The 26,584-nt window shown below is 64.4% G+C and carries 25 protein-coding genes; 15 read left to right on the forward strand and 10 right to left on the reverse strand.

Annotation, left to right across the window (positions count from 1 at the left end; genetic code table 11):
* Positions 1–7 precede the first annotated feature (7 nt).
* The 8 genes from lpxD (at position 8) to SIN08_RS03905 (ending at position 6,434) form a co-directional block, all read left to right on the forward strand.
* Positions 8–1,066: a UDP-3-O-(3-hydroxymyristoyl)glucosamine N-acyltransferase gene (lpxD, locus tag SIN08_RS03870; RefSeq protein WP_322450222.1), complete on the forward strand. Its 1,059-nt coding sequence runs from the start codon at positions 8–10 to the stop codon at positions 1,064–1,066.
* Entirely contained in the window at positions 1,059–1,532 is a 474-nt protein-coding gene (fabZ, locus tag SIN08_RS03875; protein ID WP_322450223.1) for a 3-hydroxyacyl-ACP dehydratase FabZ, read from the forward strand. The genes lpxD and fabZ overlap by 8 nt, the downstream gene beginning before the upstream one ends.
* A gap of 8 nt (positions 1,533–1,540) precedes the next feature.
* Positions 1,541–2,371 (forward strand): acyl-ACP--UDP-N-acetylglucosamine O-acyltransferase, encoded by an 831-nt coding sequence (gene lpxA, locus SIN08_RS03880; RefSeq protein WP_322450225.1) that lies wholly within the window; start codon positions 1,541–1,543, stop codon positions 2,369–2,371.
* Positions 2,355–3,245 carry an LpxI family protein gene (locus tag SIN08_RS03885; RefSeq protein ID WP_322450226.1) on the forward strand — a complete coding sequence of 297 codons (891 nt, stop codon included), beginning with the start codon at positions 2,355–2,357 and terminating at the stop codon, positions 3,243–3,245. Before lpxA ends, SIN08_RS03885 begins: the two co-directional genes overlap by 17 nt.
* Positions 3,242–4,414 carry a lipid-A-disaccharide synthase gene (gene lpxB / locus SIN08_RS03890; RefSeq protein WP_322450227.1) on the forward strand — a complete coding sequence of 391 codons (1,173 nt, stop codon included), beginning with the start codon at positions 3,242–3,244 and terminating at the stop codon, positions 4,412–4,414. The genes SIN08_RS03885 and lpxB overlap by 4 nt, the downstream gene beginning before the upstream one ends.
* 327 nt (positions 4,415–4,741) lie before the next feature.
* Positions 4,742–5,140: a hypothetical protein gene (locus SIN08_RS03895; protein WP_322450228.1), complete on the forward strand. Its 399-nt coding sequence runs from the start codon at positions 4,742–4,744 to the stop codon at positions 5,138–5,140.
* On the forward strand, positions 5,137–6,195 hold the full coding sequence (locus SIN08_RS03900; protein WP_322450229.1) for a M10 family metallopeptidase C-terminal domain-containing protein: 1,059 nt from the start codon (positions 5,137–5,139) through the stop codon (positions 6,193–6,195). Before SIN08_RS03895 ends, SIN08_RS03900 begins: the two co-directional genes overlap by 4 nt.
* 17 nt (positions 6,196–6,212) lie before the next feature.
* The gene (locus tag SIN08_RS03905; RefSeq protein ID WP_322450230.1) at positions 6,213–6,434 is read left to right on the forward strand and encodes a hypothetical protein; all 222 of its coding nucleotides are present in this window, start codon (positions 6,213–6,215) and stop codon (positions 6,432–6,434) included.
* 112 nt (positions 6,435–6,546) lie between these two features.
* On the opposite strand, the gene SIN08_RS03910 is transcribed toward SIN08_RS03905, so the two are convergent.
* Both SIN08_RS03910 and uvrA read right to left on the reverse strand, forming a co-directional pair.
* Positions 6,547–7,350 carry a DUF72 domain-containing protein gene (locus SIN08_RS03910; RefSeq protein ID WP_322450231.1) on the reverse strand — a complete coding sequence of 268 codons (804 nt, stop codon included), beginning with the start codon at positions 7,348–7,350 and terminating at the stop codon, positions 6,547–6,549.
* A gap of 5 nt (positions 7,351–7,355) precedes the next feature.
* The gene (gene uvrA, locus SIN08_RS03915) at positions 7,356–10,280 is read right to left on the reverse strand and encodes an excinuclease ABC subunit UvrA (protein ID WP_322450232.1); all 2,925 of its coding nucleotides are present in this window, start codon (positions 10,278–10,280) and stop codon (positions 7,356–7,358) included.
* A gap of 891 nt (positions 10,281–11,171) precedes the next feature.
* On the opposite strand from uvrA, the gene SIN08_RS03920 reads away from it, so the two are divergent.
* The 4 genes from SIN08_RS03920 to ttcA all read left to right on the forward strand — a co-directional run bounded on the left by SIN08_RS03920 (position 11,172) and on the right by ttcA (position 14,445).
* Positions 11,172–11,585: a universal stress protein gene (locus SIN08_RS03920; RefSeq protein WP_322450233.1), complete on the forward strand. Its 414-nt coding sequence runs from the start codon at positions 11,172–11,174 to the stop codon at positions 11,583–11,585.
* Between the two features lie 388 nt (positions 11,586–11,973).
* A complete protein-coding gene (locus SIN08_RS03925; protein ID WP_322450234.1) occupies positions 11,974–12,459 on the forward strand; it encodes a single-stranded DNA-binding protein in 486 nt (161 codons plus the stop codon).
* A gap of 342 nt (positions 12,460–12,801) precedes the next feature.
* Positions 12,802–13,419, forward strand: a complete 618-nt coding sequence (gene rpsD / locus SIN08_RS03930; protein ID WP_322450235.1) for a 30S ribosomal protein S4 — start codon at positions 12,802–12,804, stop codon at positions 13,417–13,419.
* A 168-nt stretch (positions 13,420–13,587) separates the two neighbouring features.
* Entirely contained in the window at positions 13,588–14,445 is an 858-nt protein-coding gene (ttcA, locus tag SIN08_RS03935) for a tRNA 2-thiocytidine(32) synthetase TtcA (RefSeq protein ID WP_322450521.1), read from the forward strand.
* 8 nt (positions 14,446–14,453) lie between these two features.
* On the opposite strand, the gene SIN08_RS03940 is transcribed toward ttcA, so the two are convergent.
* The 3 genes from SIN08_RS03940 to grxD form a co-directional block, all read right to left on the reverse strand.
* Positions 14,454–15,380 (reverse strand): DMT family transporter, encoded by a 927-nt coding sequence (locus SIN08_RS03940; RefSeq protein ID WP_322450236.1) that lies wholly within the window; start codon positions 15,378–15,380, stop codon positions 14,454–14,456.
* Positions 15,381–15,418: 38 nt separating this feature from the next.
* Positions 15,419–16,666, reverse strand: a complete 1,248-nt coding sequence (locus SIN08_RS03945) for a multidrug effflux MFS transporter (protein ID WP_322450237.1) — start codon at positions 16,664–16,666, stop codon at positions 15,419–15,421.
* 184 nt (positions 16,667–16,850) lie between these two features.
* Positions 16,851–17,186 (reverse strand): Grx4 family monothiol glutaredoxin, encoded by a 336-nt coding sequence (gene grxD / locus SIN08_RS03950; RefSeq protein ID WP_322450238.1) that lies wholly within the window; start codon positions 17,184–17,186, stop codon positions 16,851–16,853.
* Positions 17,187–17,396: 210 nt separating this feature from the next.
* Between grxD and SIN08_RS03955 the strand changes: the two genes are divergently transcribed.
* Together SIN08_RS03955 and SIN08_RS03960 are read left to right on the forward strand one after the other, a co-directional pair.
* Entirely contained in the window at positions 17,397–17,987 is a 591-nt protein-coding gene (locus SIN08_RS03955; protein WP_322450239.1) for a biotin transporter BioY, read from the forward strand.
* On the forward strand, positions 17,984–18,406 hold the full coding sequence (locus tag SIN08_RS03960; RefSeq protein ID WP_322450240.1) for a DUF1284 domain-containing protein: 423 nt from the start codon (positions 17,984–17,986) through the stop codon (positions 18,404–18,406). The genes SIN08_RS03955 and SIN08_RS03960 overlap by 4 nt, the downstream gene beginning before the upstream one ends.
* Positions 18,407–18,448: 42 nt before the next feature.
* Here SIN08_RS03960 and SIN08_RS03965 read toward each other — a convergent pair whose 3' ends face one another.
* From SIN08_RS03965 to purL, 3 genes are all read right to left on the reverse strand, one after another.
* Complete coding sequence (locus SIN08_RS03965) at positions 18,449–18,682, reverse strand: BolA family transcriptional regulator (RefSeq protein ID WP_322450241.1); 234 nt, start codon at positions 18,680–18,682, stop codon at positions 18,449–18,451.
* Between the two features lie 187 nt (positions 18,683–18,869).
* A complete protein-coding gene (locus SIN08_RS03970) occupies positions 18,870–19,583 on the reverse strand; it encodes a hypothetical protein (RefSeq protein ID WP_322450242.1) in 714 nt (237 codons plus the stop codon).
* A 54-nt stretch (positions 19,584–19,637) separates the two neighbouring features.
* Positions 19,638–21,875, reverse strand: coding sequence for a phosphoribosylformylglycinamidine synthase subunit PurL (gene purL, locus SIN08_RS03975; RefSeq protein ID WP_322450244.1), 2,238 nt, complete (start codon positions 21,873–21,875; stop codon positions 19,638–19,640).
* A 287-nt stretch (positions 21,876–22,162) separates the two neighbouring features.
* On the opposite strand from purL, the gene alaS reads away from it, so the two are divergent.
* The gene (gene alaS / locus SIN08_RS03980) at positions 22,163–24,829 is read left to right on the forward strand and encodes an alanine--tRNA ligase (RefSeq protein WP_322450245.1); all 2,667 of its coding nucleotides are present in this window, start codon (positions 22,163–22,165) and stop codon (positions 24,827–24,829) included.
* Between the two features lie 14 nt (positions 24,830–24,843).
* Here alaS and SIN08_RS03985 read toward each other — a convergent pair whose 3' ends face one another.
* Positions 24,844–25,218, reverse strand: coding sequence for a PRC-barrel domain-containing protein (locus SIN08_RS03985; protein ID WP_322450246.1), 375 nt, complete (start codon positions 25,216–25,218; stop codon positions 24,844–24,846).
* 136 nt (positions 25,219–25,354) lie between these two features.
* Positions 25,355–26,572, reverse strand: a complete 1,218-nt coding sequence (locus SIN08_RS03990; RefSeq protein WP_322450248.1) for an NADP-dependent isocitrate dehydrogenase — start codon at positions 26,570–26,572, stop codon at positions 25,355–25,357.
* Between the last annotated feature and the right edge of the window lie 12 nt (positions 26,573–26,584).

The raw sequence follows: 26,584 nt of genomic DNA on the forward strand, positions 1-26,584 counted from the left end.
GGCATCCATGAAGGAACCGGAATTCTTCGCTCCCGCGCGCCCTATCCAGGTTGGAGAAATCGCCACACTTACGGGCGCGCGGCTGGTGGGTGATGAATTCTCCGCCGTCGCCGTCACGCATCTTGCGGCCGCTTCCGAAGGCGGTGAGGGTGCGCTTGTCTTCATCGACGGCAAGCGCAATGCGGTGAATCTCGCCTCGGTGCGGGCGGCAGCCGTTCTGTGCGCGGAGGAGATCGCGCTCAACGCGCCGGCGGGCGTTGCCGTTCTCGCCACGCCCCATCCGCAGCAGGCCTTCGCCACCGTGGCGCGACTCCTGTTTCCCGCCGCCGTCCGGCCGCAGCCCATGACCGGCGAAACCGGCATCTCCTCCCATGCTTTCATCGCCCCGGACGCCCTTCTGGAAGACGGCGTGATCGTGGAGGCTGGTGCGGTTGTCAGCGATGGCGTGTCGGTCGGCCGGGGCACGATCATCGGGCCGCATGCGGTGATCAGCAAGGGCTGCAGCATCGGCCGCGAGTGCTATGTCGGCGCCAATTCAACCCTGCAATACGCCATCGTCGGTGATCGGGTCATTATTCATCCCGGCGCTCAGATCGGCCAGGACGGTTTCGGCTTTCTGCCCGGCCCGCGCGGCCTGGAGAAGAACCCGCAGATCGGTCGCGTGGTCATCCAGGACGATGTGGAGATCGGCGCCAATACGACGGTCGACCGGGGCGCGCTGTCCGACACGGTGATCGGCGAAGGCACGAAGATCGACAACCTGGTACAGGTCGCCCACAATGTCCGGATCGGCAGGAGCTGCGTCATTGCCGGTCATTGCGGCCTGTCCGGCTCGGTAACGCTGGGCGATTACGCGATGCTCGGCGGACAGGTCGGTATCGCCGACCACATCACCATCGGCGAGCGGGCGCAGCTTGCCGCCTCCAGCGGCGTCATGAACGACATTCCCGCCGGCGAGCGCTGGGCGGGGTCGCCGGCACAGCCCATGCGACAGGCGTTCCGGGAGATCGCTGCGCTGCGCAGCCTCGTTGAAGGAAAGCGGAAAGGGAGTAAGGGTGATGGCTGAGAGCGCCTCGACCGCCACACTGGAAAGCCTCGAAATAGCCAATCTTCTCGAACTCCTGCCGCACCGCTATCCCTTCCTTCTGGTGGACAGGATCGTCGAGGTGGACGGCGATAACTCCGCTGTCGGCATCAAGAACGTCACCGTGAACGAGCCGCATTTCATGGGGCATTTCCCCGGCCAGCCGGTCATGCCGGGCGTGCTCATCATCGAGGCGATGGCGCAGACGGCTGGCGCCATCTGCATCAACAACGCCGGCGATACCCAGCCCGCGGTCGTCTACTTCATGACCATTGATGAGGCGAAGTTCCGCAAGCCCGTGGTACCCGGCGACCGCCTGGAGCTCCATGTGCGGAAGCTGAAACAGCGTGGCAAGATCTGGAAATTTTCCTGCGAGGCCATGGTCGACGGCGGCAAGGTGGCCGAAGCCGTGATCTCCGCCTTGATGTCGCCAAACGAGCCGGATTGACCGGTTGCATGACTGCACAAACCTTGATCCATCCCACCGCGATTGTCGAAGAAGGCGCCGAGCTGGGCAGCGGCGTGCGAATTGGCCCGTTCTGCCACGTCGGGGCCGATGCGGTGCTCGGCGACAATGTCGAGCTCATCGGCCACGTGACCATCATGGGCGCCACGACGCTCGGCGCGGATTGCCAGGTCTTTCCGAACGCCGTGCTTGGCGGGCCGCCGCAGAACTTCAAGCACAAGGGCGGGCGAACGACGCTGACCATCGGCCGCGGATGCGTGATCCGCGAGGGCGTCACCATGCATCGCGGGACCGACACCAGCCGCGGCAGGACCACGGTCGGGGAGGGCGGGCTCTTCATGGCCTATTGTCATGTCGCCCACGATTCCGAGGTCGGCAATCACGTGACCATGGCCAACTATGCTGCCCTCAGCGGCCATTGCGATATCGGCGACAACGTCATCATATCCGGCTATGCTGCGGTGCATCAATTCGTCCGCATCGGCCACCATGCCTTTCTCGGCGGCTTTGCGGCCGTCGTGGGGGATGTGATCCCCTACGGCATGGCGGTGGGGGACCGGGCAACGCTGCGCGGCCTGAACGTGGTCGGCATGAAGCGCTCCGGCATGGCGCGATCCCAGATCCGCGAGCTGCGTAATGCCTATCGCCAGCTCTTCTCGCCCGACAGGCCGTTTTCCGAGAGCATCGCCCTGGTACAGCGGGAATTTGCCGGCTCGGCGGCGGTCGAGGACGTCCTGGCCTTCGTCGTGGGCCGTGAAAAGCGCCCCTTCACCCTGCCGGTGCGTGGTCAATCCCTGGACGAGGATGATGACGGCGAATGAGCCCCCGCGGAAGAAGCCCGGTTCGGTGCACGAATACATCGCCGTCGTGGCCGGCAGCGGGCTCTTGCCGCAAAGCGTGGTCGAAGGGCTGAAGGACGCCGGTCATCGTCCGCTGGTGGTGGCTCTGGAGGGCGAGGCCGATTTTGCCGAGGCGCCAGACTACGACCTGATGCGCCTTCCGCCGGAACGTCTCGGGCAACTCGTGCCCCGGCTGAAGCGCCGTGGAGTGACACATCTCGTCATGGCCGGAGGTGTGAAGACCCGGCCACCGCTGCGAAAGTTGCGCTTCAGCCCGCAGATCCTTCTTTATCTCCCCCGGCTGCTTTCCGCCTATGCGCGTGGCGATGACGGCCTGTTGCGCGCTCTGGTGACGTATGTCGAAGACAGTGGCATCCATGTGGTGGGCGCGCACGAGGTCGTGCCGGAGCTTCTCGCGCCGGAGGGCTGCCTTGGCAGGGTGAAGCCCAACCGGATGGACGAGAAGGACATCGCCGCAGCGCTCGAGGCCGCGCGCGCCATCGGTCGGCTGGACATCGGCCAGGCGGCGGTGGCGGTCGGTGGCCGTGCGATCGCACTCGAGGGCATCGAGGGTACGGACGGGCTGCTCGAGCGGGCAAAGGCGCTGCGCTCTCATGGGCGCATCGCCGGCAAGACGCGCGGGGTGCTCGTCAAATGCGCCAAGCCGGGGCAGGAGGAACGCGCCGACCTGCCCGCGATCGGACCGCGAACGGTCAGGGACGCCCATGCCGCCGGGCTTGCCGGCATCGCCGTCGAGGCGGAACGGAGCTTCGTTCTCGACGGCGCCGAGACCGTGCGTCTGGCGGATGAACTCAATCTGTTTCTTCTCGGGTTCGCGCGGGGGAGGGAGGCGTGACCAGCAAGCCACCGTTGCGCATCGCTGTGATCGCCGGAGAGGAATCCGGCGATCTCCTCGGCGCGGACCTGATTGCGGCGCTGAGCCGGCAGACGGACCGGAAGGTCGAGCTGATCGGCATCGGCGGCGGTGCCCTCGAGGCGCACGGTCTGGAGTCCCTGTTTCCCGCCGACGACATTGCACTGATGGGGATTTCCGCCGTGCTGCGTGATCTGCCGCGCCTGATGCGGCGCATCGGCCAGGTGGCGAAGGCGATCGCGGCGGCTGAGCCCGATTGCCTCGTCACCATCGACAGCCCGGATTTCGGCCTGCGCGTGGCCAAGCGGGTGCGGGCGGCCGCACCGTCCGTTCCCATCGTCCACTATGTCTGCCCAAGCGTGTGGGCGTGGCGCCCCGGCCGCGCCGCGGCCATGCGCCCCCATGTCGACCATGTGCTCTGCCTGCTGCCCTTCGAGCCGGACGAACTGCGGCGTCTCGGGGGCCCGCCCGGCACCTTTGTCGGCCATCGCCTGACGAGCGACGCGAACATCGCGGCGGCGGCCGAAGCGCAGGTTACCGGCGCGAAGGGGGGGCGGGGCCGCAAGACGCTTCTCGTCCTGCCCGGGTCGCGCCGCGGCGAGGTGCGCCGGCTGCTCGGGCCCTTTGGCGAGACGGTCGCGGAACTCAAGGGAATGAAGGAGGATTTCGACGTCCTGCTGCCGACGGTCCCGCATGTCCTGCCGCTGGTCGAGGCGGCAACGCGGGGCTGGGCGGTGCGGCCGGAGATCATCCTCGACACGCAAGCCAAGTGGCGTGCCTTCGCGCGAGCGGATGCCGCACTCGCCTGCTCGGGAACGGTGGCGCTTGAGCTGGCGCTGGCGCGCGTGCCCTTCGTCAGCTGCTACAAGACCGACCTCGCCGCCCGCTTCGCCATGTCCCTGGTGACGGTCTGGTCCGCATCCCTGCCCAACCTGATCGCCGATTGGCCGGTAGTGCCGGAATATTTCAACGAATTCGTGCGCCCGGCCTATCTTGCCCGGCAGTTACGGCAATTGTGGCGTGCAACCCCGCTGCGCGAATCCCAGCGGGCCGGTTTCTCAGAGGTGACCGAGCGGCTCACGACGCCGAAGCCCTCGGGCGAGATGGCGGCGGAAATCGTGGCCAGCGTGATAAAGGGCATAGGACAGTAAGGGAATAGCGCCGCGGGGGCCTTGCTGCCCTGGATGTCGCCCGCCTTGGCGCGCCGGGATCGCCGCCTCACAGGACGAACTCGGCGCTCGCTATTCCCCTCCTGCCACGACCCTCTGCATCCGCACCTCCGTCGGCACCATACCGTAGCGATGGCGGAACAGATGTGGAGGGCGGCGTTTGAGCATTGCACCTGCATCAATTGTGTAGCCACCATGTCTTGACCATATACCGCTCAGTCGGTATAGAAGCCGATAAAGTATTTTGAATTCTATAATATAGACAAGTATATATAGTTATTATCCATCATATTGTATTTGAGGTAGAAAATGCCTGCCACATCGTATGTGAACAATACCGGGATTGCCCCCATCGATGGTCTGCTGAGCGGTGTGAAATGGGCCACCCGCACGCTCACTTACAGCTTCCCGACCTCTAACACCTATTATGGCCTTCACGGCTTCGGCTATGGCTTCGGTGAGCCGCTGTTGAATTTCAGCCCGCTGAACGAGACGCAGAAGGGGGCGGCGCGCGCCAGCTTCGAAATGTACTCTTCGGTCGCCAATCTCACCTTTCGCGAGATGACGGAGACCGCCACCGGGCACGCGGATCTGCGCCTTGCCGAATCCGACATGCCGAGCACCGCCTGGGCATCCTATCCCTCGACCGCTGCCCCGGGGGCGACATGTGGTTCAACAATTCCAGCCGCTGGTATGATGCACCCATGAAGGGGAATTACGCCTTCGAGACATTCATGCACGAGATGGGCCATGCGATGGGGCTGAAGCATCCCCATGAAGGCAATCCCATGCCGTATGGCCAGCATTCCGTCGAATATTCCGTCATGAGCTACCGTTCCTATGTCGGCGCGAACGAGGACGGCTACAAAAACCAGACCTGGGGCTACCCGCAATCGCTGATGATGTATGACATCGCGGCGCTCCAGCACATGTATGGCGCGAACTACAACACCAACAGCGGTGACACCGTCTATTCGTGGAACCCGAATACCGGCGAGATGTATATCGACGGCGAGGGGCAGGGGGCACCCGGGGGCAACCGCATCTTCCTCACCGTATGGGACGGCGGGGGCACCGATACCTATGATTTTTCCAACTACGGGACCGACCTGAAGGTCGACCTCAGGCCCGGCGCGTGGACGACCACTTCCGTTGCCCAATTGGCGCAGCTGAGCCAGGACGGCGCGCATCCGGCTGTCGGCAACATCGCCAACGCTCTGCTTCACAACAATGATTCCCGCTCGCTGATCGAGAACGCCAAGGGCGGGGCCGGGAACGACACGATTACCGGCAATGCGGCCGCCAACACGCTGTGGGGCAACGGCGGCGACGACACGCTGCGCGGCCGCGAGGGCGATGATAACCTGCTCGGCGGCCCGGGTGCGGATTTCCTCGACGGCGGGGCAGGCTTCGACTTCGCCCGCTACGACAATGCGGCAGCCGGTGTCGTGGCTCGGCTCGACGATCCGTCGTCCAACACCGGGGAAGCTGCCGGCGACCGCTATTCCGGCATCGAGGGCCTGGTCGGCAGCCGCTTCAACGACGTGCTCGTGGGCGATGCGGCCCGGAACGACCTTAACGGTCTGGACGGCAACGACATCCTCATCGGCGGCGGCGGCGACGATTTGCTTGACGGCGGCGCGGGCCAGTTGCGGTTCTCCGAGCACGTTCTTTCCGGAGACGTCGATGGCGACCGCATCGCCGATTTCCAGATCGAGATGCCGAACGTGGACATCCTCGACAGCTCCAACCTTTATCTCTGAGAGGAGGAGAAAAGATCATGGGTGAGTGGATCGACTTTTCCCGCTGGCCGGAATGCCCCGCCATGGAGCGCCCCGGCCTTGTCTTCGAGGTTCGGAACGGGCAGGGGCAGATGATGCTGACCCGTTGCGAGGTGCCGCTGCCCATGCCCTTCGACTGGACATCCGCCCCGGTGCGGTTTCGGGTGATCGAGGAACCGAAACCGCGCCACTCCACGCCGATCCCGCCGCCGCGGGGGTGAGGGTTGCTCGTTCGGGCGGCGGCCGACGGGCGCCATCGCTAACTCGTGTGGTCGGGATACGGCAAATCACCCCGGAGGCCATCCGCTGCGGTTTGATCAATGAGTCGTGAGCCTAAACCGCCCGCTCCATCAGCGCCTGTGCAGCCTGCGGTGCCCGCACCTTGCCCTCGTGGATGAAGTAGACGAAGACGTCGCGCGGTTTCGCCTCGAGCTTCACGGTCTCATCCGCCAGCGGCAGATCGCCCGGCATGCCCCCTTCGGCCCAGGTGCGGATCCGGTCGGCCCAGGCGTCGAGGTCGGCCGGCGCGTAGGCGGTGGGAATGGAATCCTCGCCGCGCTGCAGCCGGGCATAAACGAAATCGGCCGTCACGTCGGCCATTTCGGGATAGGTGAAATGGTGCGCATAGCAGATCGCCGTCCCGTATTTGCGTGCCAGCGCCGCGAACTCCGGAACGACGAAGGAGGGATGGCGCACCTCCAGCACATGGCGCAGGCGGATGCCGTCCTGCTTCTCCGGCAGAAGCTTCAGAAAGCCCTCGAAATCTTCCGGGTCGAATTTCTTGGTGGGCGCGAACTGCCACAGGATGGGACCGAGCTTTTCGCCGAGCTCCGAAATCCCGGAGTCAAGGAAGCGCTGCACCGATTCACCGGCCTCGGCCAGCACCCGGCGATTGGTGGCGAAGCGGATTGCCTTCAGCGAAAAAACAAAACCTTCCGGCGTCTCGCTTGCCCATTTGGTGAAGGTGGGCGGCTTGAAGGCCGAGTAATAGGTGCCGTTGACCTCGATGGTCGGCAACTGCCGGCTGGCATATTCGAGCTGCCGCTTCTTCGGCAGGTCGTCGGGATAGAACGTCCCCTCCCAGGGTTGAAACGTCCAGCCGCCGATGCCGGCGCGGATGGTGCCTGATGCGGTCATTCGTGTCACTCCGCCGCCTGCTTGCGCCTTGCCGGCCTTCGCTCCAGGAGCTCCTTCAGGAAATGCCCCGTATAGCTGCGCTCCTCGGCCATCACGTCGTCGATGGAGCCGGCCACGACCAGCTCGCCGCCGCCGTCGCCGCCTTCGGGGCCGAGGTCGAGCACCCAGTCGGCGGTCTTGATGACCTCCAGATTGTGCTCGATGACGATCACGGTATTGCCCTGGTCAACAAGTTTGTGCAGCACTTCAAGAAGTTTGGCTACATCGTGGAAGTGCAAGCCTGTCGTCGGCTCGTCGAGAATGTAGAGCGTGCGTCCGGTGGCGCGCTTCGACAATTCCTTGGCGAGCTTGATGCGCTGGGCCTCGCCGCCCGACAGCGTCGTGGCCTGCTGGCCGATCTTCACGTAGCCGAGCCCGACCCGGGCGAGGGTGGACAGCTTGTCGCGGACCGCCGGCACGGCGGAGAAGAATTCCACCCCCTCGTCGACGGTCATCTCCAGGACGTCGGCGATGGACTTCCCCTTGAAGGTGACCTCCAGGGTCTCGCGATTGTAGCGTTTGCCGTGGCAGACGTCGCAGGTGACGTAGACATCCGGCAGGAAGTGCATCTCGATCTTGATGACGCCGTCGCCCTGGCAGGCTTCGCAGCGCCCGCCCTTGACGTTGAAGGAGAAGCGTCCCGGCTGGTAGCCGCGGGCCTTGGCTTCCGGCAGGCCGGCAAACCAGTCGCGGATGGGTGTGAAGGCGCCGGTATAGGTCGCCGGATTGGAACGCGGCGTGCGGCCGATGGGTGACTGGTCGATATCGATCACCTTGTCGAGGAACTCCAGCCCCTCGATGCGGTCGTGCTCGGCCGGGTGCTCGCGCGCGCCCATGATGCGCCGCGAGGCGGCCTTGTAGAGCGTCTCGACCAGAAACGTCGACTTGCCGCCGCCCGAGACGCCGGTCACGCAGGTGAAGGTGCCGAGCGGGACGTCGGCAGTGACGTTCTTCAGATTGTTGCCGCGTGCGCCCACCACCCGGATGCGCCGCTTCTTCGGGATCTCGCGTCGCTGCTCCGGAATGGGAATGGCAAGTTCGCCGGTGAGATATTTGCCGGTGATGGAGGCGGGGCTCGCCATGACGTCGCGCGGTGTGCCCTCGGCAACGATGCGCCCGCCATGAACGCCCGCGGCCGGGCCGATGTCCACCACATAATCGGCGGTCAGGATCGCGTCCTCGTCGTGCTCGACGACGATCACCGTGTTGCCGAGGTCGCGCAGGTGGCGCAGCGTGGCGAGCAGCCGGTCGTTGTCGCGCTGGTGCAGCCCGATCGAGGGTTCGTCGAGCACGTAGAGCACGCCCGTCAGCCCCGAGCCGATCTGTGAGGCAAGCCGGATGCGCTGGCTCTCGCCGCCCGAGAGCGAGCCGGAATTGCGCGACAGGGTGAGATATTCGAGGCCGACCTCGTTGAGGAAATCGAGCCGCTCGCGAATCTCCTTGAGAATGCGTGCGGCGATCTCGTTCTGCTTGTCGCTGAGGCGTTCCGGCAGGGCCTTGAACCACGTGCCCGCCTTGCGGATCGACATCTCTGTCACTTCGCCGATATGCAGGCGGTCGATCTTGACCGCCAGCGCTTCGGGCCGAAGCCGATGGCCGCCGCAGGCCGGGCACGGATAGGCCGACATGTAGCGCTCGATCTCCTCGCGCATCCAGGCCGACTCCGTCTCCCGCCAGCGCCGTTCGAGATTGTTGACCACGCCTTCGAAGGGCTTCGTCGTGCGGTAGCTGCGCAGGCCGTCGTCATAGTCGAAGGCGATCTTGCGCTCGCCCGTGCCGTATAGGATAGCCTGCTTGGCTTCGTCCGGCAGGTCCTTCCAGCGCTTTCCGACCTTGAAACCGAACTCCTTGCCGAGCGCTTCCAGCGTCTGCAGGTAATAGGGAGAGGTTGACTTGGCCCAAGGCTGAATGGCGCCTTCGCGCAGCACCGCGTTCTCGTTCGGAACCACCAGTTCCGGGTCGATGGCGCGCTGGCTGCCCAGTCCGTCGCAGGTGGGGCAGGCGCCGGCGGGATTGTTGAAGGAGAACAGACGCGGCTCGATCTCGGGAATGGTGAAGCCGGAAACGGGGCAGGCGAACTTTTCCGAAAAGAGCAGCCGCTCGTGCGTTTCGTTCTTCGATTTGTTGGCCGCGCCGCCTTCCGCCGTTTCTTCCTCAGGCAGCGGCCGGTCCGCAAACTCGGCCACGGCAAGGCCGTCCGACAGTTTGAGGCAGGTCTCGAGCGAGTCGGCCAGGCGCGTGGCGAGATCGGGCCGGACCACCACGCGGTCCACCACCACGTCGATATCGTGCTTGTACTTCTTGTCGAGTGCAGGCGCGTCGGCGATCTCGTAGAATTGGCCGTCGACCTTGACGCGCTGAAAGCCCTTCTTCTGGAGCTCGGCGAGCTCCTTGCGGTACTCGCCCTTCCGCCCGCGCACGATGGGGGCGAGGACGTAAAGCCTCGTGCCTTCCTCGAGCGTCAGCACCCGGTCGACCATCTGGCTTACCGTCTGGCTTTCGATGGGAAGCCCCGTTGCCGGTGAATAGGGCACGCCCACGCGCGCGAACAAAAGGCGCATGTAATCGTAGATCTCGGTGACCGTGCCGACGGTCGAGCGCGGGTTCTTCGATGTCGTCTTCTGCTCGATGGAGATCGCCGGCGACAGCCCGTCGATCTCGTCGACGTCCGGCTTCTGCATCATCTCCAGGAACTGCCGGGCATAGGCCGACAGGCTTTCGACATAACGCCGCTGCCCCTCGGCATAGATCGTGTCGAAGGCGAGCGACGATTTGCCCGAGCCCGACAGCCCGGTCATGACGATCAGGCGCTCGCGTGGCAAGTCCAGATCGACGTTCTTCAGATTGTGCTCGCGCGCGCCGCGAATGGAAATCAGCTTGTTTTCGGGCATGCCCCGTCGCTGCCTTGTCTCAATCGGTTCGGTGTGGCCGGCTGGTGCCGGCCAGGGCTCATGTAGGAAATGCGCAGCACATGTCGATGGCGCCACCGCATTCCGCGCCCATCCATTGCCGGAGGCCTGCACCTCTTTTCCAAGTTTTTGCCCGACAGGGCAAGTGGAAAGAACAAAGAACGAACGGTCTCCTGACATCCTCCTGCTAGCGCTTCGCATGCCCACGCTCGCGCTCGGCTTTGAAGGGAAGCGGAGGCACGTCTTGACGGGGAGCGCATGCAGGCGCACATTGACCATATCCGCTGGTCGACGGTTCATGACGACACGGTCTTGAACGCAGTGCCCGATCGGCGCGATACAAGGCAATGGACGAGGAGGGAGGCATGACTCCACCCGACTGTTCCAGCGGCTCCGCCGATAGCGCGGAGCCACAGCCGCGTCGGTCCTGACGCCGGTAAGCACGGCCCAGCGGGGCAACGGCCGGGCGGGAGAAGACCCGGCCTCGAAGGCTGAGATGGCCAGCGCCACGCGGCTGCTACCCATATAGTTGACTGGATTAAGTACAGGACGTGTCTCGCACCGCCCTGAAAGTTGCCGGCGATGCGTTCCGGCAAAAATGTAATAGCCCCGTGCGCTCGAGAACCAGGCAGCGACGGGGCTTTTCCGTTCCAAGTCGATTCACCGGTTCAGCGCCTTTCCACGCGTGAACGGAGGCGTGGCGCTGTAAGCTGGAAGCGAGCGCCCAGATTGTCGGTGACAAGGTGAAACCGATGAATCTTGCCCTATCTCAATGATTTCAGCGTTACGCGCATGATTGCTTCCCGTGTTGGGCCGTAATGGCTTTCGCCGGTGAAGTCCGTTGCAATGAAGAGTTCAAGGAGGATCGCGGCGATGTACAAGAAAATTCTGGTTCCGGTCGATCTGGCGCACGCGGACAAGCTTCAAAGGGCTCTGGATGTTTCCTCCGATCTTGCGAAACACTATGGCGCCTCCATCTGCTATGTCGGCGTGACGACGGCGCTGCCGAGCGGTGTGGCGCATTCCGAGGCCGAGTTCGCTCAGAAGCTGGAGCGCTTCGCCGCCGAGCAGGGCGCGAAGCACGGGCTGTCGGTCGAGACGAAGGTCGCCGAGAGCCATGATCCCGTGCGTGATCTGGATGACGTGCTGGGCAAGGTGATCAAGGATCACGGCGCCGACCTCGTGGTGATGGCGTCGCACGTGCCGACCTTCTGGGACCATGTCTTCTCGTCGAACGCCGGCTATCTCGCCGCGCACACCACTGTCTCGGTCTTCATCGTGCGCTAGCGGACCGGGGCCTGAAAGCCTAGATCGGTTTTCGGAAGGCGCGAAGTGCTGGAGGAAGGTATTCCGACCCGCGAGCGGAACCGGTGATGTTCTCCTCGGCTGCAAGGTCGTCCCGCGCTCCAGCGTTCGCCATCTTTCTCAGCGTGCAAAGTAAGCAATGCGCTTGTGGGGATTGCGCGGATATGTTACGGAACAAAGCAGGAACTTATAAGGTGGCAGACTGCAAATGAGCTGTGGACGGCGGTTTGTCTCGTCCCTTGGGCGCGCGCATCGTGGCCGGGTATCGGCTAAGGTCGCGGCGGCTTGACGGGCGGGCGGTCGGGCCGGATCGCCGTGCAGCGCGGTGCCGGGTGCGGCGCATGCAGTTTCGATTATGTGGAGTGATGTGATGGCGGGCAGTGTTAACAAGGTCATCCTGGTCGGCAATCTGGGCGCCGATCCGGAAATCCGGCGGCTCAATTCCGGCGATCCGGTGGTCAACATGCGGATCGCTACCTCCGAGACGTGGCGCGACCGGAACACCGGCGAGCGGCGCGAGCGCACCGAGTGGCACAACGTCGTGATCTTCAACGACAACCTGGCCAAGGTGGCGGAGCAGTATCTGAAGAAGGGTATGAAGGTCTACATCGAGGGGCAGCTCCAGACCCGCAAATGGACCGATCAGTCCGGCCAGGACCGCTATACGACCGAGGTTGTCCTGCAGAAGTTCCGCGGCGAGCTGCAGATGCTGGATTCACGCGGCCAGGGCGGCGGCGAGGGGCAGGTCGGCTACAGCGGCGGGCGCGGCTCCGATTTCGGCCAGTCGGGCCCGGCCGAAAACACCGGCGGCGGTGGCGACTATTCGCGCGACCTGGACGACGAGATCCCGTTCTGACGGGTGGAGCGCCTGATTTGGCATGCTATGTGGCAGGCGACCGGCGGGGCTGACGTCCCGCAGGCGCGCAATTCTGCATATATCCGGCCGGAGAAGGCGAAGCCGCAGGGCCGGATCGCCCCGCAGATGGCTTAAACACGTTGACTTTGCCGTTCTCCTCGCTTAATTGAGCCGCCAAGCGCGATGGCGGGTTTGCTGTCGCGCTTTTTGACGTGTCCCGTGGAAGTGCTGCCATGCGTGGGCGGCTTTCCTGTCAGGCCTCGAAAACGGAGGCCAGAGGAGGGCGCGTTTCCTTCACCTGGAACATGCGGTTCCGGGTGTCTTTGTTTGAAAGGGAATGCGATGAGCAAACGCCAATCCGCGAAATACAAGCTCGACCGCCGTCTTGGCGAGAATATCTGGGGCCGGCCGAAATCCCCCGTCAACCGCCGTGAATACGGGCCCGGCCAGCACGGTCAGCGTCGCAAGGGCAAGCTGTCCGACTACGGCCAGCAGCTGCGGGCCAAGCAGAAGCTGAAGGGCCATTACGGCGACATCTCCGAGAAGCAGTTCCGCCGCATCTATGAAGAGGCGAACCGCCGCAAGGGCGAGACGACGGAGAACCTGATCGGCCTGCTCGAATCGCGGCTCGACGCCGTCGTCTACCGTGCCAAGTTCGTCCCGACGATATTCGCCGCACGCCAGTTCATCAATCACGGCCATGTCAACGTCAACGGCCGGCGGGTGAACATCCCGTCCTACCGCTGCAAGCCGGGCGACGTGATCGAGGTGCGTGAGAAGTCGAAGCAGCTCACCACCGTGCTCGAGGCGATCCAGCTCGCCGAGCGCGACGTGCCGGAGTATGTCGAGGCCGATCACAACAAGATGGTCGCCAAGTATGTTCGCGTCCCGGCGCTCTCCGATGTGCCTTACGCGGTGCAGATGGAGCCGAACCTGGTCATCGAGTACTATTCGCGCTGACCAAGTAAGCACACTGTTGCCAGAAAAGGCCGCCGCGTGCGGCCTTTTTCTTTTTCGCCGGCAGCGTTAGAGACTGTTAGGGATCATGGATCATTTCACCGTTTCGCGGAAACGGCGAAACGATGCAACTCCTGTTTCACGCAATTGCTCCACGGAGGGGCAGGCATGATGACGATCCGCCAGGAGCCCGAACTCGAAACAGCGGCAGCAGCGGCGAGCCATCCCCTTTTTTCGGACGCTCCCTCTTCGGTGGAGTTCAACAAGCTGCGCAAGCGCCTTTTGCGCCTCACACGCCAGGCGATCGAGGATTTCGCGATGGTCACGCCCGGCGAGCGCTGGCTGGTGGCGCTGTCGGGCGGCAAGGATTCCTACGGCCTGCTCGCTGTTTTGCTGGACCTCAAGTGGCGCGGCCTTCTGCCGGTCGATCTGCTGGCCTGCAATCTCGACCAGGGCCAGCCCAATTTCCCCAAGCATGTGCTGCCCGACTATCTGGCGCGGATCGGCGTCGCCCATCGCATCGAGTATCAGGACACCTATTCGGTGGTGACGGAGAAGATCGCCGAAAACCGCACCTATTGCTCGCTCTGCTCGCGCCTGCGCCGTGGCCACCTCTACCGGATCGCTCGCGAGGAGGGGTGTTCGGCCCTGGTGCTCGGCCATCACCGCGAGGACATCCTCGAAACTTTCTTCATGAACCTTTTCCATGGCGGCCGCCTGGCGGCGATGCCGCCCAAGCTCGTCAACGACGAGGGGGATATCGTCGTGCTGCGGCCGCTGAGTTTCTGCGCCGAGGCGGATCTGGCGAAATTCGCCGCGGCCATGCGTTTTCCGATCATCCCATGCGATTTGTGCGGCAGTCAGGACGGGCTGCAGCGCAACGCGATGAAGGCCATGCTGGCCGACATCGAAAACCGCATGCCGGGCCGCAAGGATACCATGATCCGTGCGCTCGCCAACGCGCGTCCCTCGCACCTGCTCGACCGCAAGCTGTTCGACTTCGCCGCCGTGAAACCCGGCAGTGCTTGATCTCCGGGTTATTCGCTGCGGGCGGAAATACGCTCTGGGCGCACAGGCGTGCCCGGCCGGCGCGTCTCGCGAAAGACGATATAGATGCCGCTGGCGATGATCACCGCCGCGCCGGCGTAGGTCCAGCCGTCGGGAACCTCGCTCCACACGAGCCAACCGATCAATGACGCCCACAAAAGCGCGGTGTAGTCGAACGGCGCGACGATTGCCGCCGGCGCCAGGCGGAACGCCTGTGTGATCAGCACGATGCCGGCGCTGCCGACAATGGCTATGGCGACGAAAAAGGGCAGATGAGCGAGCGACGGCGTCTGCCACTCGGTCCACGACAGGCCGCCGCTGATCAGCATGGGAAAGAGAACGATGTAGAACATGGTCGTCCACACGCTCTCGTCGCGGGCTATCCAGCGCGCGCTGATCATCATGAGTGCGTAGAGCATCGCCGCGCAGAGCACGAGCAGCGAGGCCGTCTGGAAAGTAGCCGCGCCGGGACGCACGATGATCAGGACGCCGATGAAGCCGACGATCACGGCCGTCCAGCGGCGCAGGCCGACATGCTCGCGAAGGAGCGGCACGGAAAGCGCGGTGATGAAGAGGGGCGCGGCAAAGATCAGCGAGGTCGCCTCGGCAAGCGGCAGGGCGCGAATGCTCAGAAAGAAGCACAATGCCGCGAAGACGGAAAAAGCACCACGCATGAGATGCAGCCCAGGGTGCCGGGTGGGCAGCGCCGCGCGCCCGGCGACGCTGACGACCATGATTGTCACGAGGGGAAGGGCGATCAGATTGCGCAAGAAGATGATCTGCAGCGGCGCGTAGTGGTCCATCAGCCATTTGGCAAGCGAGTCGTTGAGCACGAGACAGAGAACGCCCGCGCACATGACGAGGATCGCCTGCGTGCTGCCTGCGGCGCCTTCGGTCGGTTCGCTGGAGACCGTCATGTTCCCTCCCTTCACAGGAAACCCTTGCCCGGCGCCTGTCAGAGCGCGGGATTGACCGTTCGGAAGAGCCGACCGCGCTCGGCGACGAGCACCAGGACGATTGCGGCGAACGAGACGGCGAAATAGCCGCCGGCAAGGGGCGTCAGCGTGTCGTTGAAGGCTTGCCCGATCAGCGCACCGATGATCCCGCCGCCGAGCGTGGTGAGGAAGCCCAACACGGCCGCGGCCGTCCCCGCGACCCGGCCCAGCGGCTCCATGGCGATGGCGTTGAAGTTGGGGCCGATCCAGCCGAACTGGAACATGGACAGCGAGAACAGAAGGAAGAAAACGGGGAAGGGGATCGGGCCGAGAAGGGAGAGCACGAGCCAGACACCGTTGACCAGGAGAAAGCCGACCAGTGCCCCGTGCGAAAGCCGCCGCATGCCGAAGCGGCCGACGAGGCGCGAATTGGTGAAGGAGGAAAGCGCCATCAGTCCCGCGCCGATGGCGAAGAGCAGGGGGAACAGGTCACCCATGCCATAGATGTCGACATAGATCTGCTGTGCGGAGTTGATGAAGCCGAAGAGAGCCCCGAAGATGGCGGTCGTGGCGAATGCGTAGCCGAGGGCGATGCGGCTGGTGACGACCAGCCGGAAACCTTCGGTCACCGAAGCGAGCGAGAGCGAGCGCCTGTCCTCCGGGGCCATGGTCTCGGGCAGTCGGAGCATGGCCCACAGCGTGATCAAGAGCGCCAGCGTCGCCATCATGAGAAAGATCAGGGACCAATTGCCCAGAAGCATCGCCCCCTGGCCGAGGCTGGGCGCCATCACGGGGACGACCATGAAGACCATCATCACCATGGACATGACTTCCGCCATCTGCCGCCCCTCGAACACGTCGCGTACGGCCGAGACGGCGATGACGCGCGTGGCGGCCGAGCCGATGCCCTGGAGGAAACGCAACGCAAGCAGCGCCGCGAAACTGGGTGCGAAGGCTGATGCCAGGGCGGCGCACACATAGACGACCAGCCCGAACAGAAGCGGACCGCGCCGGCCGAAACGGTCGGAGATCGGGCCGTAGAAGAGCTGTGCGCCGCCGAAGCCGATCAGATAGGCCGTGATGACGAACTGACGGTGATTCTCGTTGGACACGCCGAGTGAGGCGCCGATCTGCTGCAGGGCGGGGAGCATGATGTCGATCGCCATGGCGTTGAGCGCCATGAGTGCTGCCGCCAGCGCGATGAACTCGACCTTGCCGATGGAAAGACGTGATCGTACGGGCTCTTCGCGTAAAGCCGAGTGGTCCATTTCCATTCCCCGTGACGTGCCCGGCGGACGGGCATCGCAATTTCGAAAAATATCGCGCGCCGAGGGATCGGCACGGCACAAATAAACGCGCCGGCTTGAGAGCCGGCGCGGAACACGTCTCAGGCGGCGATGCCGTATCGCCGGTATGGAGGCGCCCTGCCGTGCGGCACCGGGCGCAACGGCGTCAAGCGGCGCCGCGCACGCCTACACCCTTTTCCGAGAGGAACGTCTGCAGTTCGCCGGCCTGGAACATCTCGCGGATGATGTCGCAACCGCCGACGAACTCACCCTTCACATAGAGCTGTGGAATGGTGGGCCAGTTGGAATATTCCTTGATGCCCTGGCGCAATTCGTCCGAGGTGAGCACGTTGACGCCCTTGTAGTCGACGCCGAGGTAATCCAGGATCTGCACGACCTGTCCGGAAAAGCCGCATTGCGGAAACCCGGGGGTGCCCTTCATGAACACCACGACGTCGTTGCCGCGCACCTCGCTGTCGATGAATTCGTTGATACCGCTCATCGTCCGTCCTTTCGTTGCCGGGTTCAAGGCCCGGCATTCGCAAGCTGTGATCTCCTATTTATTGCACGATTCCGCCGGGTGCAATGCGGCGGCCAAGATTCTCCCGACAGAGCCGCCACGGCGGCACCTGCTTGCGGCCATTGCGGAAGCGTCCGCCCGAAGGCATAACGCACGCTGTCCCCAGCCTAGTTCGAATCGAAAGGTCGCTCCATGTCGAATGCGTCGAAAACCGCCCCGAGACCCGCCTTCAGCCCGCTCGACCTGCCGAACCGCTCGCTGGGCTGGCAGGTCGCGGCGGTCGTCCTGGGATCGGTGCTTCTTACCATCGCCTCCTATGTCGAGGTGCCGATGATCCCCGTGCCGATGACCATGCAAACCTTCGCCGTCGCTCTCGTCGGCGCGCTCTTTGGCTGGCGGCTGGGCGGCATTACCGTGCTGGCGTGGCTCGCCGAGGGTGCATCCGGGCTGCCGGTGCTCGCCGGCGGTGCCGCGGGGCTGCACCATTTCGCCGGTCCCACGGCCGGTTATCTCTTCGCCTTCCCCGTGATGGCCGTGCTGACGGGCTGGCTTGCCGAGCGTGGCTGGAACGGACGCCGGGTCGGCTTTGCCTTCGTGTCCATGCTGCTCGCCCACGGTCTCTGCCTGGCACTCGGCGCGGCATGGCTGGCAACCATCATCGGCGTCGAGCAGGCGATCGTCCACGGCGTGACGCCGTTCCTTCTCGGTGCCGTCCTGAAATCCGCGCTTGGCGCGGCAACTCTCAAGGCGCTTCAGGCCGGCAAGACGCAGCAGGCGGCGTGACCGTCCGGCTCAGAGCCCATCACCTGCTCTGCCTGCTGACCTATGTGGGCGAGGGCTATAGCCGCGCCTTCACGGCCAACTACGACGTGATCGCGAAGCGGATCGCGGCCGGCGAAGACATCCGCATCGTCGCCGGTCCCGATGATATATGCGCCCCGCTGCTTGGCGGTCCGCAGCCCCATTGCCACCGCGAAAGCGTGCGCAAACGGGATCGCCTGGCGGCCGACGCCGTGGCTGCCCTATTGCGCCGGCCAATCGTGCCGGATGCGCTTTTCAAACTCGAAGAGGCCGACCGGCAGCGCATGCGCACGGCGTTTGCCGCCGGGCAGATCCGCGCTGCCTGCAAGGGATGCCAATGGCATGCATTGTGCAGTGAAATAGCCGGTTCGGGCTATCATGGTGCAAGGTTGCCGTCTTAGGACCTGACCATCACGGCACGAAAGTGAGGGATGGGACGGTGCTCAGTCCGGCACGCTCGTCTGCAGCGCCAGGGCGTGCAGGACCCCGCCCATGTTGCCCTTGAGCGCGTCATAGACCATCTGATGCTGCTGAACGCGGCTCTTGCCGCGGAAACTCTCGGCCACGACTTCAGCCGCGTAATGGTCACCGTCACCGGCGAGGTCGCGAATGGTGACCTTCGCGTCAGGAATGGCTTGCTTGATCAGGCGCTCGATGTCGCCGGCGCTCATTGCCATGATGTGCTCTCCCCATCCGGGGCCCGCCCCGGCGGTACCCTGCCAAGGGAACGCCTGTTTCGGGTGCGGCGTCCCTTTTCGAATCCGATATGGCACGCGCGCCGCTCGCTTTCAATTCTCAACCGACGCTGCAATACCGGCAAACACGGCGCGGTCGGCGCCGGCGAACTGAAACGCGACTGCAGCCTCAGAGAAGGCCCAGCTCGGCAATATGGCGGGCGGTCAGGACGAAGGGAACGCCCGCCGCGCAGGCTTCGCGCCACCACTGCGGAACGTCCTCGGATTTGAACTCGGGCACCGTCTTCTCCCTCAGTACCTTGCGCTTGCGGCGTGCGCAGCGGCTCTCTTGGTGTTGCAGGAATGCTGCCTTGGAGGTGAGCTTCTGCGCCAGCGCCCGCAGCGGATTCCGGTTCGCTTTCTCGAAAATGCCCTCATCGAGCCAGCGGGCGTCGACTCCGCCTTCGATCTCCCTGTCCCACCAGGCGTATCCGAGACTCACCTGATCCCATATCGCCGGAAAGTCCCGGCAGTACATGCACCAGCGATCGAGCATCCGGCGTGCAGCTTCCGACTTCCCGAAATAGATCTGGCCGCCGAAGAAATTCCATCCTTCGCGCCTGACCACGGCGAAGTCGCACGTCAGGCCCTCGAGTTCATGTGGCCGGCGAAGGAGAACGGCATCGGCATCGACCCAGCAGACCGGCCTCTCAACGCGGCTCCATATCTCGCGGATGAACAAGGCTTTTTGGGCACAATTCTCAACCCAGTTCGATTTGGCCGGGCGCGGCTCGACGATGTGCTCAAGGTCGAGGCGCGATAGTGACCGGGTAAGATTGCGCGCGCGATCTTCATAGGGAGTGTCAGGCGTGAAATAGGAGATAAATAGGGGCATAGCCGGCATTGGAAAAACTCTCTGGTTGTTTCAATGCTTCGGACGGCTATGCCCCATATTTGTTCATTGAATGACTTCGCCCTCCATGAAGCGCGGAAACCATCCCTCATGGACCGCCTTCAGGGCCGAGACCGCCACCGCGCGCGCCTCGCCAAGCTTCAGGCTGTCTCCGCCAGTCCGGCCGATCGTGACGAGGGATACGCCGGCGTTCTTCGCCTCTTCGAGGAGGGAGTTCAGTTCTTCACCGCCCGGGGACATGGGAGCGGTAATCACGTAACGGCCCTGGTCCTCGCCGAAGAAGGAGAGGGTGGGGTTGGCGCCAACAGGCTCTTCAATCCGGGCGCCGATGCCCGACGCCATGGCCATCTCGGCAAGCGCTACTGCGAGCCCGCCATCGGAGCAGTCATGGACAGCGGTGAGCTGGCCGGAGCGAATCAGCCCACGCACGAAATCGCCGACGCGCATCTCGTGCTCCAGGTCCACCGGGGGTGGGGTGCCTTCGGCCCGCCCGTGAATGTCGCGCAGATAGACGGACTGGCCGAGATGGCAGCCCCAATTCTCTGGGGCGCCGGCGAGCAGGATCGTCTCGCCTTCGCCGGCGAACGCGATCCGCGTCATCGTCGTCCAATCGGGGATGAGCCCAACGCCGGCGATAGTGGGCGTCGGCGGGATCGGCTCGCCCAGCGTCTCGTTGTAGAGCGAGACATTGCCGGAGACGATCGGGAAGCCGAGCGTGCGGCAGGCTTCGCCCACGCCTTCTATGGCGCGCACGAACTGGCCCATGATGTCGGGGCGCTGCGGGTTACCGAAATTGAGGTTGTCTGTGGCGGCCAGCGGCTCGGCGCCGGTTGCCGTCAGGTTGCGCCAGCATTCGGCCACCGCCTGCTTGCCGCCCTCGTAAGGGTCGGCCTCGCAATAGCGCGGCGTCACGTCGGAGGAGAAGGCGAGCGCCTTGGTGGCATGGTCTTCGACCCTCACCACGCCCGCGTCGCCGCCCGGGATCTGCAGCGAATTGCCCTGGATCAGCGTGTCGTACTGCTCCCAGACCCAGCGGCGGGAGGAGAGATCGGGCGAGCCGATGAGCTTCAGGAGCGCATCGGCGACATCCGTTTGCGGAACGCTCGCCGGGTCGAGGGCAGGGGGTGCTTTTGGCGTCACCCAGGGCCGGTCGTATTCCGGCGCCTCGTCGCCCAGCTCCTTGATGGGAAGGTTGGCGACCTCCTCGCCCTGATGCAGGATGCGGAAGCGCTTGTCGTCCGTGGTATGACCGACGATGGCGAAGTCGAGCCCCCATTTGCGGAAGATGGCCTCGGCCTCCGGCTCCTTTTCGGGGCGCAGCACCATGAGCATGCGCTCCTGGCTCTCCGACAGCATCATCTCGTAGGCCGACATGCGCTCTTCGCGCACCGGCACCTTGTCGAGATCGAGCTCGATGCCGAGATCGCCCTTAGCGCCCATCTCGACGGCCGAGCAGGTGAGCCCCGCGGCACCCATGTCCTGGATGGCGATGACGGCACCCGTGTCCATCAGTTCCAGGCAGGCTTCCAGCAGGCACTTCTCGGTGAAAGGGTCGCCGACCTGGACGGTCGGGCGCTTCTCATCGATGTCGGCATCGAACTCGGCGGAGGCCATGGTGGCGCCGCCGACGCCGTCACGGCCCGTCTTGGCGCCGAGATAGACGACCGGCAGGCCCACGCCCTCGGCCTTGGAATAGAAGATCGCATCGGTGCGGGCGAGCCCGGCGGCGAAAGCATTTACCAGGCAATTGCCGTTGTAGCGCGGGTCGAAATTGACCTCGCCGCCCACCGTCGGCACCCCGAAGGAATTGCCGTAGCCGCCGATACCGGCCACCACGCCGGCCACCAGATGCCGCGTCTTCGGATGATTCGGCGCGCCGAAGCGCAGCGCGTTCATGGCCGCAATCGGCCGCGCGCCCATGGTGAAGACGTCGCGCAGGATGCCGCCGACGCCCGTTGCAGCCCCCTGATAGGGCTCGATATAGGAGGGGTGGTTGTGGCTCTCCATCTTGAAGACGACCGCCTGGCCGTCGCCGATGTCGACCACGCCGGCGTTCTCGCCCGGCCCCTGGATCACCCGCGGCCCCGAAGTCGGCAGGGTCCTGAGCCACTTTTTAGAGCTCTTGTAGGAGCAGTGCTCGTTCCACATGGCCGAGAAGATGCCGAGCTCCGTGAAGGTCGGCTCGCGGCCGATGAGGTCGGTGATGTGCCGGTATTCCTCCGGCGTCAGCCCGTGGGCGGCAACGAGGTCGTCGGTGATCGGAATCGTATTGGGAATACTCATGGAGGAGGCGTTCTGGTTCGGGAGCGCTGATCTGGTTCGGCTCATAGCCTACCTTGCGCCTGAATTCACCGCTCCGAAGCGAAAAAACTCTGCGCAACGAGGAAAAAAGTGGGAAGTTGCCGGCAGCCCGGCAAGCCCGGTACGGGAAGGCGGCCCACGCCCTTGGCCGACCTTTACTCGCAAACCTATATCCAAGGCGGTGATTTCTGGACAGGCCCGGGTGCGGGCGCTAAAAGGCGGCGATCCCTTTCCCGCACAGGCAGGCGGGCTTTCTGAAAAGGCAAAACATGAGTGGCGTCAACGACATCCGGTCGACATTTCTCGACTACTTCAAGAAGAACGGACACGAGATCGTGGCCTCGGGCCCGCTTGTGCCGCGCAACGACCCCACCCTCATGTTCACCAATGCCGGCATGGTGCAGTTCAAGAACGTCTTCACCGGCCTGGAGAAGCGCCCTTATGACCGCGCGGTAACGGCGCAGAAATGCGTGCGCGCCGGCGGTAAGCACAACGACCTCGACAATGTCGGCTATACGGCGCGCCACCACACCTTCTTCGAGATGCTGGGCAACTTCTCCTTCGGCGACTACTTCAAGGACGTCGCCATCGAGCTTGCCTGGAATCTCGTGACGAAGGAGTTCGGCCTCGATCCGAAGCGCCTGCTGGTGACGGTCTACCATACCGACGACGAGGCGGCCGGGCACTGGAAGAAGATCGCCGGCCTGCCCGAGGATCGCATCATCCGCATCCCCACGAGCGACAATTTCTGGGCCATGGGCGATACCGGCCCGTGCGGGCCGTGCTCGGAGATATTCTACGACCACGGTGAGGGGATTCCTGGCGGTCCGCCCGGAAGCCCGGACGAGGACGGCGACCGGTTCATCGAGATCTGGAATCTCGTTTTCATGCAATACGAGCAGTTGAGCGCGGAGGAGCGCGTTGACCTTCCGCGCCCGTCTATCGACACCGGCATGGGGCTGGAGCGCATCGCCGCCGTGCTCCAGGGCGTGCACGACAATTACGAAACCGATCTTTTCCGCGCGCTCATCCATGCTTCGGAGGAGGCGATCGGTGTCAGGGCAGAAGGCGCACGCCAGGCGAGCCACAAGGTGATCGCCGACCATCTGCGCGCGACAAGCTTCCTCATCGCCGACGGTGTGCTGCCGTCCAATGAGGGGCGCGGCTACGTGCTGCGCCGCATCATGCGCCGCGCCATGCGCCATGCCCAGTTGCTCGGCGCGGAGGAGCCGCTGATGTGGCGGCTGGTGCCGGCGCTGGTGCGCGAGATGGGGCAGGCCTATCCGGAGCTCGTGCGTGGCGAGGCGCTGATTACGGAAACGCTGAAGCTGGAGGAAACGCGCTTCCGCAAGACGCTGGCGCGCGGTCTCAACCTGCTCTCCGATGCCACCGACAAAATGGGCGAGGGCGACCGGCTCGACGGTGAAACCGCCTTCAAGCTCTACGACACCTACGGCTTTCCGCTCGATCTCACCCAGGACGCGCTGCGCCAGCGCGGCATCTCCGTCGATCTCGACGGCTTCAACGCCGCCATGGAGCGCCAGAAGGCCGAGGCACGCGCAAGCTGGGCGGGTTCCGGCGAGGCCGCTGCAGAGACGGTGTGGTTCAGGGTCAAGGACGAGGTGGGTGCCACGGATTTCCTCGGCTACGAAACCGAGAAGGCCGAGGGCGTGATCACCGCGCTGGTCAGGGACGGCGCGATCGTCGAGACCGCCGAGGAAGGCGAGGTTGTGGCGGTCGTCACCAACCAGACGCCGTTCTATGGCGAGTCGGGCGGCCAGGTGGGTGACGCCGGCATGATCGAAGGCGACGGCTTCACGATCGCCGTCGATGACACGCAGAAGAAGGGCGAGGGTCTTCTGGTCCATTTCGGCAAGGTCACGAAGGGCGAAATGCGGATCGGTGAGGAAGTGGCGCTGCGCGTCGATCATGACCGTCGCAGCCGCATCCGGGCCAATCACTCGGCCACGCATCTCGTCCACGAGGCGCTGCGCGAGGTACTGGGCACCCACGTTGCCCAGAAGGGCTCGCTGGTGGCGCCCGACCGGCTGCGCTTCGACTTTTCCCATCCGAAGCCGATTTCGGAGGAAGAGCTTGGCCGCATCGAGGAGCTTGCCAACGAGATCGTGCTGCAAAATGCGCCGGTCGTCACAAGACTGATGACTGTCGAGGACGCGATTGCCGAGGGCGCGATGGCGTTGTTCGGCGAGAAATACGGCGACGAGGTGCGCGTGGTTTCCATGGGCACGGCGACCGACGGCGAAAAGGCGGGCAAGACCTATTCGATGGAGCTTTGCGGGGGCACCCACGTGGCCGCCACCGGCGACATCGGCCTGGTGCACATCGTCTCCGAAGGCGCGGTGGCTTCCGGCGTGCGTCGCCTCGAGGCGCTGACGGGTGCGGCCGCCCATCATCACCTGGACGACCAGGAGCGCCGGCTGAAGGACGCGGCGGCCCTCCTCAAGGTCTCGCCGGCCGATGTGCTTCCCCGCCTCGAAACGCTCGTGGAAGAGCGCCGCAAGCTGGAGCGGGAACTTTCCGAAGCCCGCCGCAAGCTGGCGCTTGGCGGCGGTGCGCAAAAGGGGGATGGCGCCGACGAGAAGCAGGACGTGAACGGCGTCGCCTTTATGGGGCGTGTCGTCGAAGGGATTTCTCCGAAGGATCTGAAGCCGCTCGCCGACGAGGGCAAGCGCTCGCTGGGCTCCGGTGTCGTCGTCTTCGTCGGGACATCCGAGGAGGGCAAGGCGAGCGTCGTCGTCGGCGTCACCGACGACCTGACGAGCCGCTTCAGCGCCGTCGATCTGGTGCGCGCCGCCTCCGCGGCCATTGGCGGCAAGGGCGGCGGCGGGCGCCCGGATATGGCGCAGGCCGGCGGGCCGGAAGGGGAGAATGCGGCGGCAGCGCTCGAAGCGGTGAAGGCGGCGATGGCGGGCTGAGCGCCCGCCGACCGCTAATCGTCGTAGGTTTCCATATCCGCCACTGCTTGCGGATCCGCGTCGATCAACAGGCGCTCACCGTCAAGGCTGAAGTGATCGAGCGGAACGATCACCTCGTCACGGTCGCCGTAACCGGCCCGATCCTCGAAATCCACCACGAGCGCCGTCGGAGTGGTGGCATCCGGTCCTATGACCTCCTCGACCTCGCCGATCCTGGTGCCATCGGCTGTGTAGACATCCCAGTCGTCCACGTCGTCGGCCGCGGCGCCGAGCGGCGGCACCTCCACGCGGTCGTCGATTTCCGTCCATGGCTGCTGCGCCGAGGCAGTGCCGGCAATGAGTGTGAGGCAGAGTACAGGTATCGCGCATCGTAGCGCTTTGTCAGGCATTTTCATTCTCCTTTACCCGTCCCCCGCGCCTGGCCAATATACGAGGCGCATAATGTTGATTGCGACAGACAGATATCATTGAAATGAAAAAGGCGGCCGGAGCCGCCTTTCTGCTGCAGGCTTCGCGCCTTCTCCGTCAGGCCTTCGCCATCGCCTTCTGCAGGTTCTCGTCCACCTTGTCGAGGAAGCCGGTGGTCGACAGCCACGGCTGGTCCGGGCCGATGAGCAGCGCCAGGTCCTTGGTCATGAAGCCGGCCTCGACCGTATCCACGCAGACCTTTTCCAGCGTGGCGGCGAATTTCCTCAGCGCGTCGTTGTCGTCGAGCTTCGCCCGGTGGGCGAGGCCGCGCGTCCAGGCGAAGATGGAGGCGATGGAGTTGGTGGAGGTTTCCTCGCCGCGCTGGTGCTGGCGGTAGTGGCGGGTCACGGTGCCGTGGGCGGCCTCGGCCTCCACGGTCTTGCCGTCCGGCGTCATGAGCACCGAGGTCATCAGGCCGAGCGAGCCGAAGCCTTGGGCCACCGTGTCGGACTGCACGTCGCCATCATAGTTCTTGCATGCCCAGACATAGCCTCCCGACCACTTCAGGCTCGAGGCCACCATGTCGTCGATGAGGCGGTGCTCGTACCAGATTTTCTTTTCCTTGAACTTTTCCTCGAACTCGGCCTCGTAGACCTCCTGGAAGAGGTCCTTGAAGCGGCCGTCATAGACTTTCAGGATGGTGTTCTTGGTGGAAAGATAGACCGGATAGCCGCGCTGCAGGCCATAATTGAAGGAGGCGCGGGCGAAGTCGCGGATCGACTCGTCGAGATTGTACATGGCCATGGCGACGCCCGAGCCGGGCGCGTCGAAGACCTCGTGTTCGATTGTCTCGCCGTCCTCGCCGACGAACTTGATGGTCAGCTTGCCCTTGCCGGGGAATTTGAAGTCGGTCGCACGGTACTGGTCGCCGAAGGCATGGCGGCCGACGATGATCGGCTGCGTCCAGCCCGGCACCAGGCGCGGCACGTTGCGGGCGATGATCGGCTCGCGGAAGATCACGCCACCCAGGATGTTGCGGATCGTGCCGTTGGGGGAACGCCACATCTTCTTCAGCCCGAATTCTTCCACGCGCCCCTCGTCCGGGGTGATGGTGGCGCACTTGACGCCCACACCGTACTTCTTGATGGCGTTGGCCGCGTCGACGGTGATCTGATCGTCCGTGGCATCACGCGATTCGACGCCGAGGTCGTAATATTTCAGGTCGATGTCGAGATAGGGGTGGATCAGCTTTTCCTTGATGAACTGCCAGATGATGCGGGTCATCTCGTCACCGTCCAGCTCGACGACGGGATTGTCCACCTTGATCTTTGCCATTCTCAAACCTCT

The sequence above is a fragment of the Chelativorans sp. M5D2P16 genome, assembly GCF_034427935.1.
Lineage (GTDB): Bacteria > Pseudomonadota > Alphaproteobacteria > Rhizobiales > Rhizobiaceae > Chelativorans.

What these genes read in the sequence shown, in the direction of transcription:
- SIN08_RS03965 (WP_322450241.1), bottom strand. Translation starts at nt 18,682, where the DNA reads ATGGCAATGAGCGCCGGCGACATCGAGCGCCTGATCAAGCAAGCCATT.
- ttcA (WP_322450521.1), top strand. Translation starts at nt 13,588, where the DNA reads ATGACGATCCGCCAGGAGCCCGAACTCGAAACAGCGGCAGCAGCGGCG.
- lpxA (WP_322450225.1), top strand. Translation starts at nt 1,541, where the DNA reads ATGACTGCACAAACCTTGATCCATCCCACCGCGATTGTCGAAGAAGGC.
- SIN08_RS03895 (WP_322450228.1), top strand. Translation starts at nt 4,742, where the DNA reads ATGCCTGCCACATCGTATGTGAACAATACCGGGATTGCCCCCATCGAT.
- SIN08_RS03945 (WP_322450237.1), bottom strand. Translation starts at nt 16,666, where the DNA reads ATGGACCACTCGGCTTTACGCGAAGAGCCCGTACGATCACGTCTTTCC.
- SIN08_RS03990 (WP_322450248.1), bottom strand. Translation starts at nt 26,572, where the DNA reads ATGGCAAAGATCAAGGTGGACAATCCCGTCGTCGAGCTGGACGGTGAC.
- rpsD (WP_322450235.1), top strand. Translation starts at nt 12,802, where the DNA reads ATGAGCAAACGCCAATCCGCGAAATACAAGCTCGACCGCCGTCTTGGC.
- SIN08_RS03925 (WP_322450234.1), top strand. Translation starts at nt 11,974, where the DNA reads ATGGCGGGCAGTGTTAACAAGGTCATCCTGGTCGGCAATCTGGGCGCC.
- fabZ (WP_322450223.1), top strand. Translation starts at nt 1,059, where the DNA reads ATGGCTGAGAGCGCCTCGACCGCCACACTGGAAAGCCTCGAAATAGCC.
- lpxD (WP_322450222.1), top strand. Translation starts at nt 8, where the DNA reads ATGAAGGAACCGGAATTCTTCGCTCCCGCGCGCCCTATCCAGGTTGGA.
- uvrA (WP_322450232.1), bottom strand. Translation starts at nt 10,280, where the DNA reads ATGCCCGAAAACAAGCTGATTTCCATTCGCGGCGCGCGCGAGCACAAT.
- SIN08_RS03905 (WP_322450230.1), top strand. Translation starts at nt 6,213, where the DNA reads ATGGGTGAGTGGATCGACTTTTCCCGCTGGCCGGAATGCCCCGCCATG.
- SIN08_RS03985 (WP_322450246.1), bottom strand. Translation starts at nt 25,218, where the DNA reads ATGCCTGACAAAGCGCTACGATGCGCGATACCTGTACTCTGCCTCACA.
- SIN08_RS03885 (WP_322450226.1), top strand. Translation starts at nt 2,355, where the DNA reads ATGATGACGGCGAATGAGCCCCCGCGGAAGAAGCCCGGTTCGGTGCAC.
- grxD (WP_322450238.1), bottom strand. Translation starts at nt 17,186, where the DNA reads ATGAGCGGTATCAACGAATTCATCGACAGCGAGGTGCGCGGCAACGAC.
- SIN08_RS03920 (WP_322450233.1), top strand. Translation starts at nt 11,172, where the DNA reads ATGTACAAGAAAATTCTGGTTCCGGTCGATCTGGCGCACGCGGACAAG.
- SIN08_RS03910 (WP_322450231.1), bottom strand. Translation starts at nt 7,350, where the DNA reads ATGACCGCATCAGGCACCATCCGCGCCGGCATCGGCGGCTGGACGTTT.
- purL (WP_322450244.1), bottom strand. Translation starts at nt 21,875, where the DNA reads ATGAGTATTCCCAATACGATTCCGATCACCGACGACCTCGTTGCCGCC.
- alaS (WP_322450245.1), top strand. Translation starts at nt 22,163, where the DNA reads ATGAGTGGCGTCAACGACATCCGGTCGACATTTCTCGACTACTTCAAG.
- SIN08_RS03970 (WP_322450242.1), bottom strand. Translation starts at nt 19,583, where the DNA reads ATGCCGGCTATGCCCCTATTTATCTCCTATTTCACGCCTGACACTCCC.
- SIN08_RS03955 (WP_322450239.1), top strand. Translation starts at nt 17,397, where the DNA reads ATGTCGAATGCGTCGAAAACCGCCCCGAGACCCGCCTTCAGCCCGCTC.
- SIN08_RS03900 (WP_322450229.1), top strand. Translation starts at nt 5,137, where the DNA reads ATGAAGGGGAATTACGCCTTCGAGACATTCATGCACGAGATGGGCCAT.
- SIN08_RS03940 (WP_322450236.1), bottom strand. Translation starts at nt 15,380, where the DNA reads ATGACGGTCTCCAGCGAACCGACCGAAGGCGCCGCAGGCAGCACGCAG.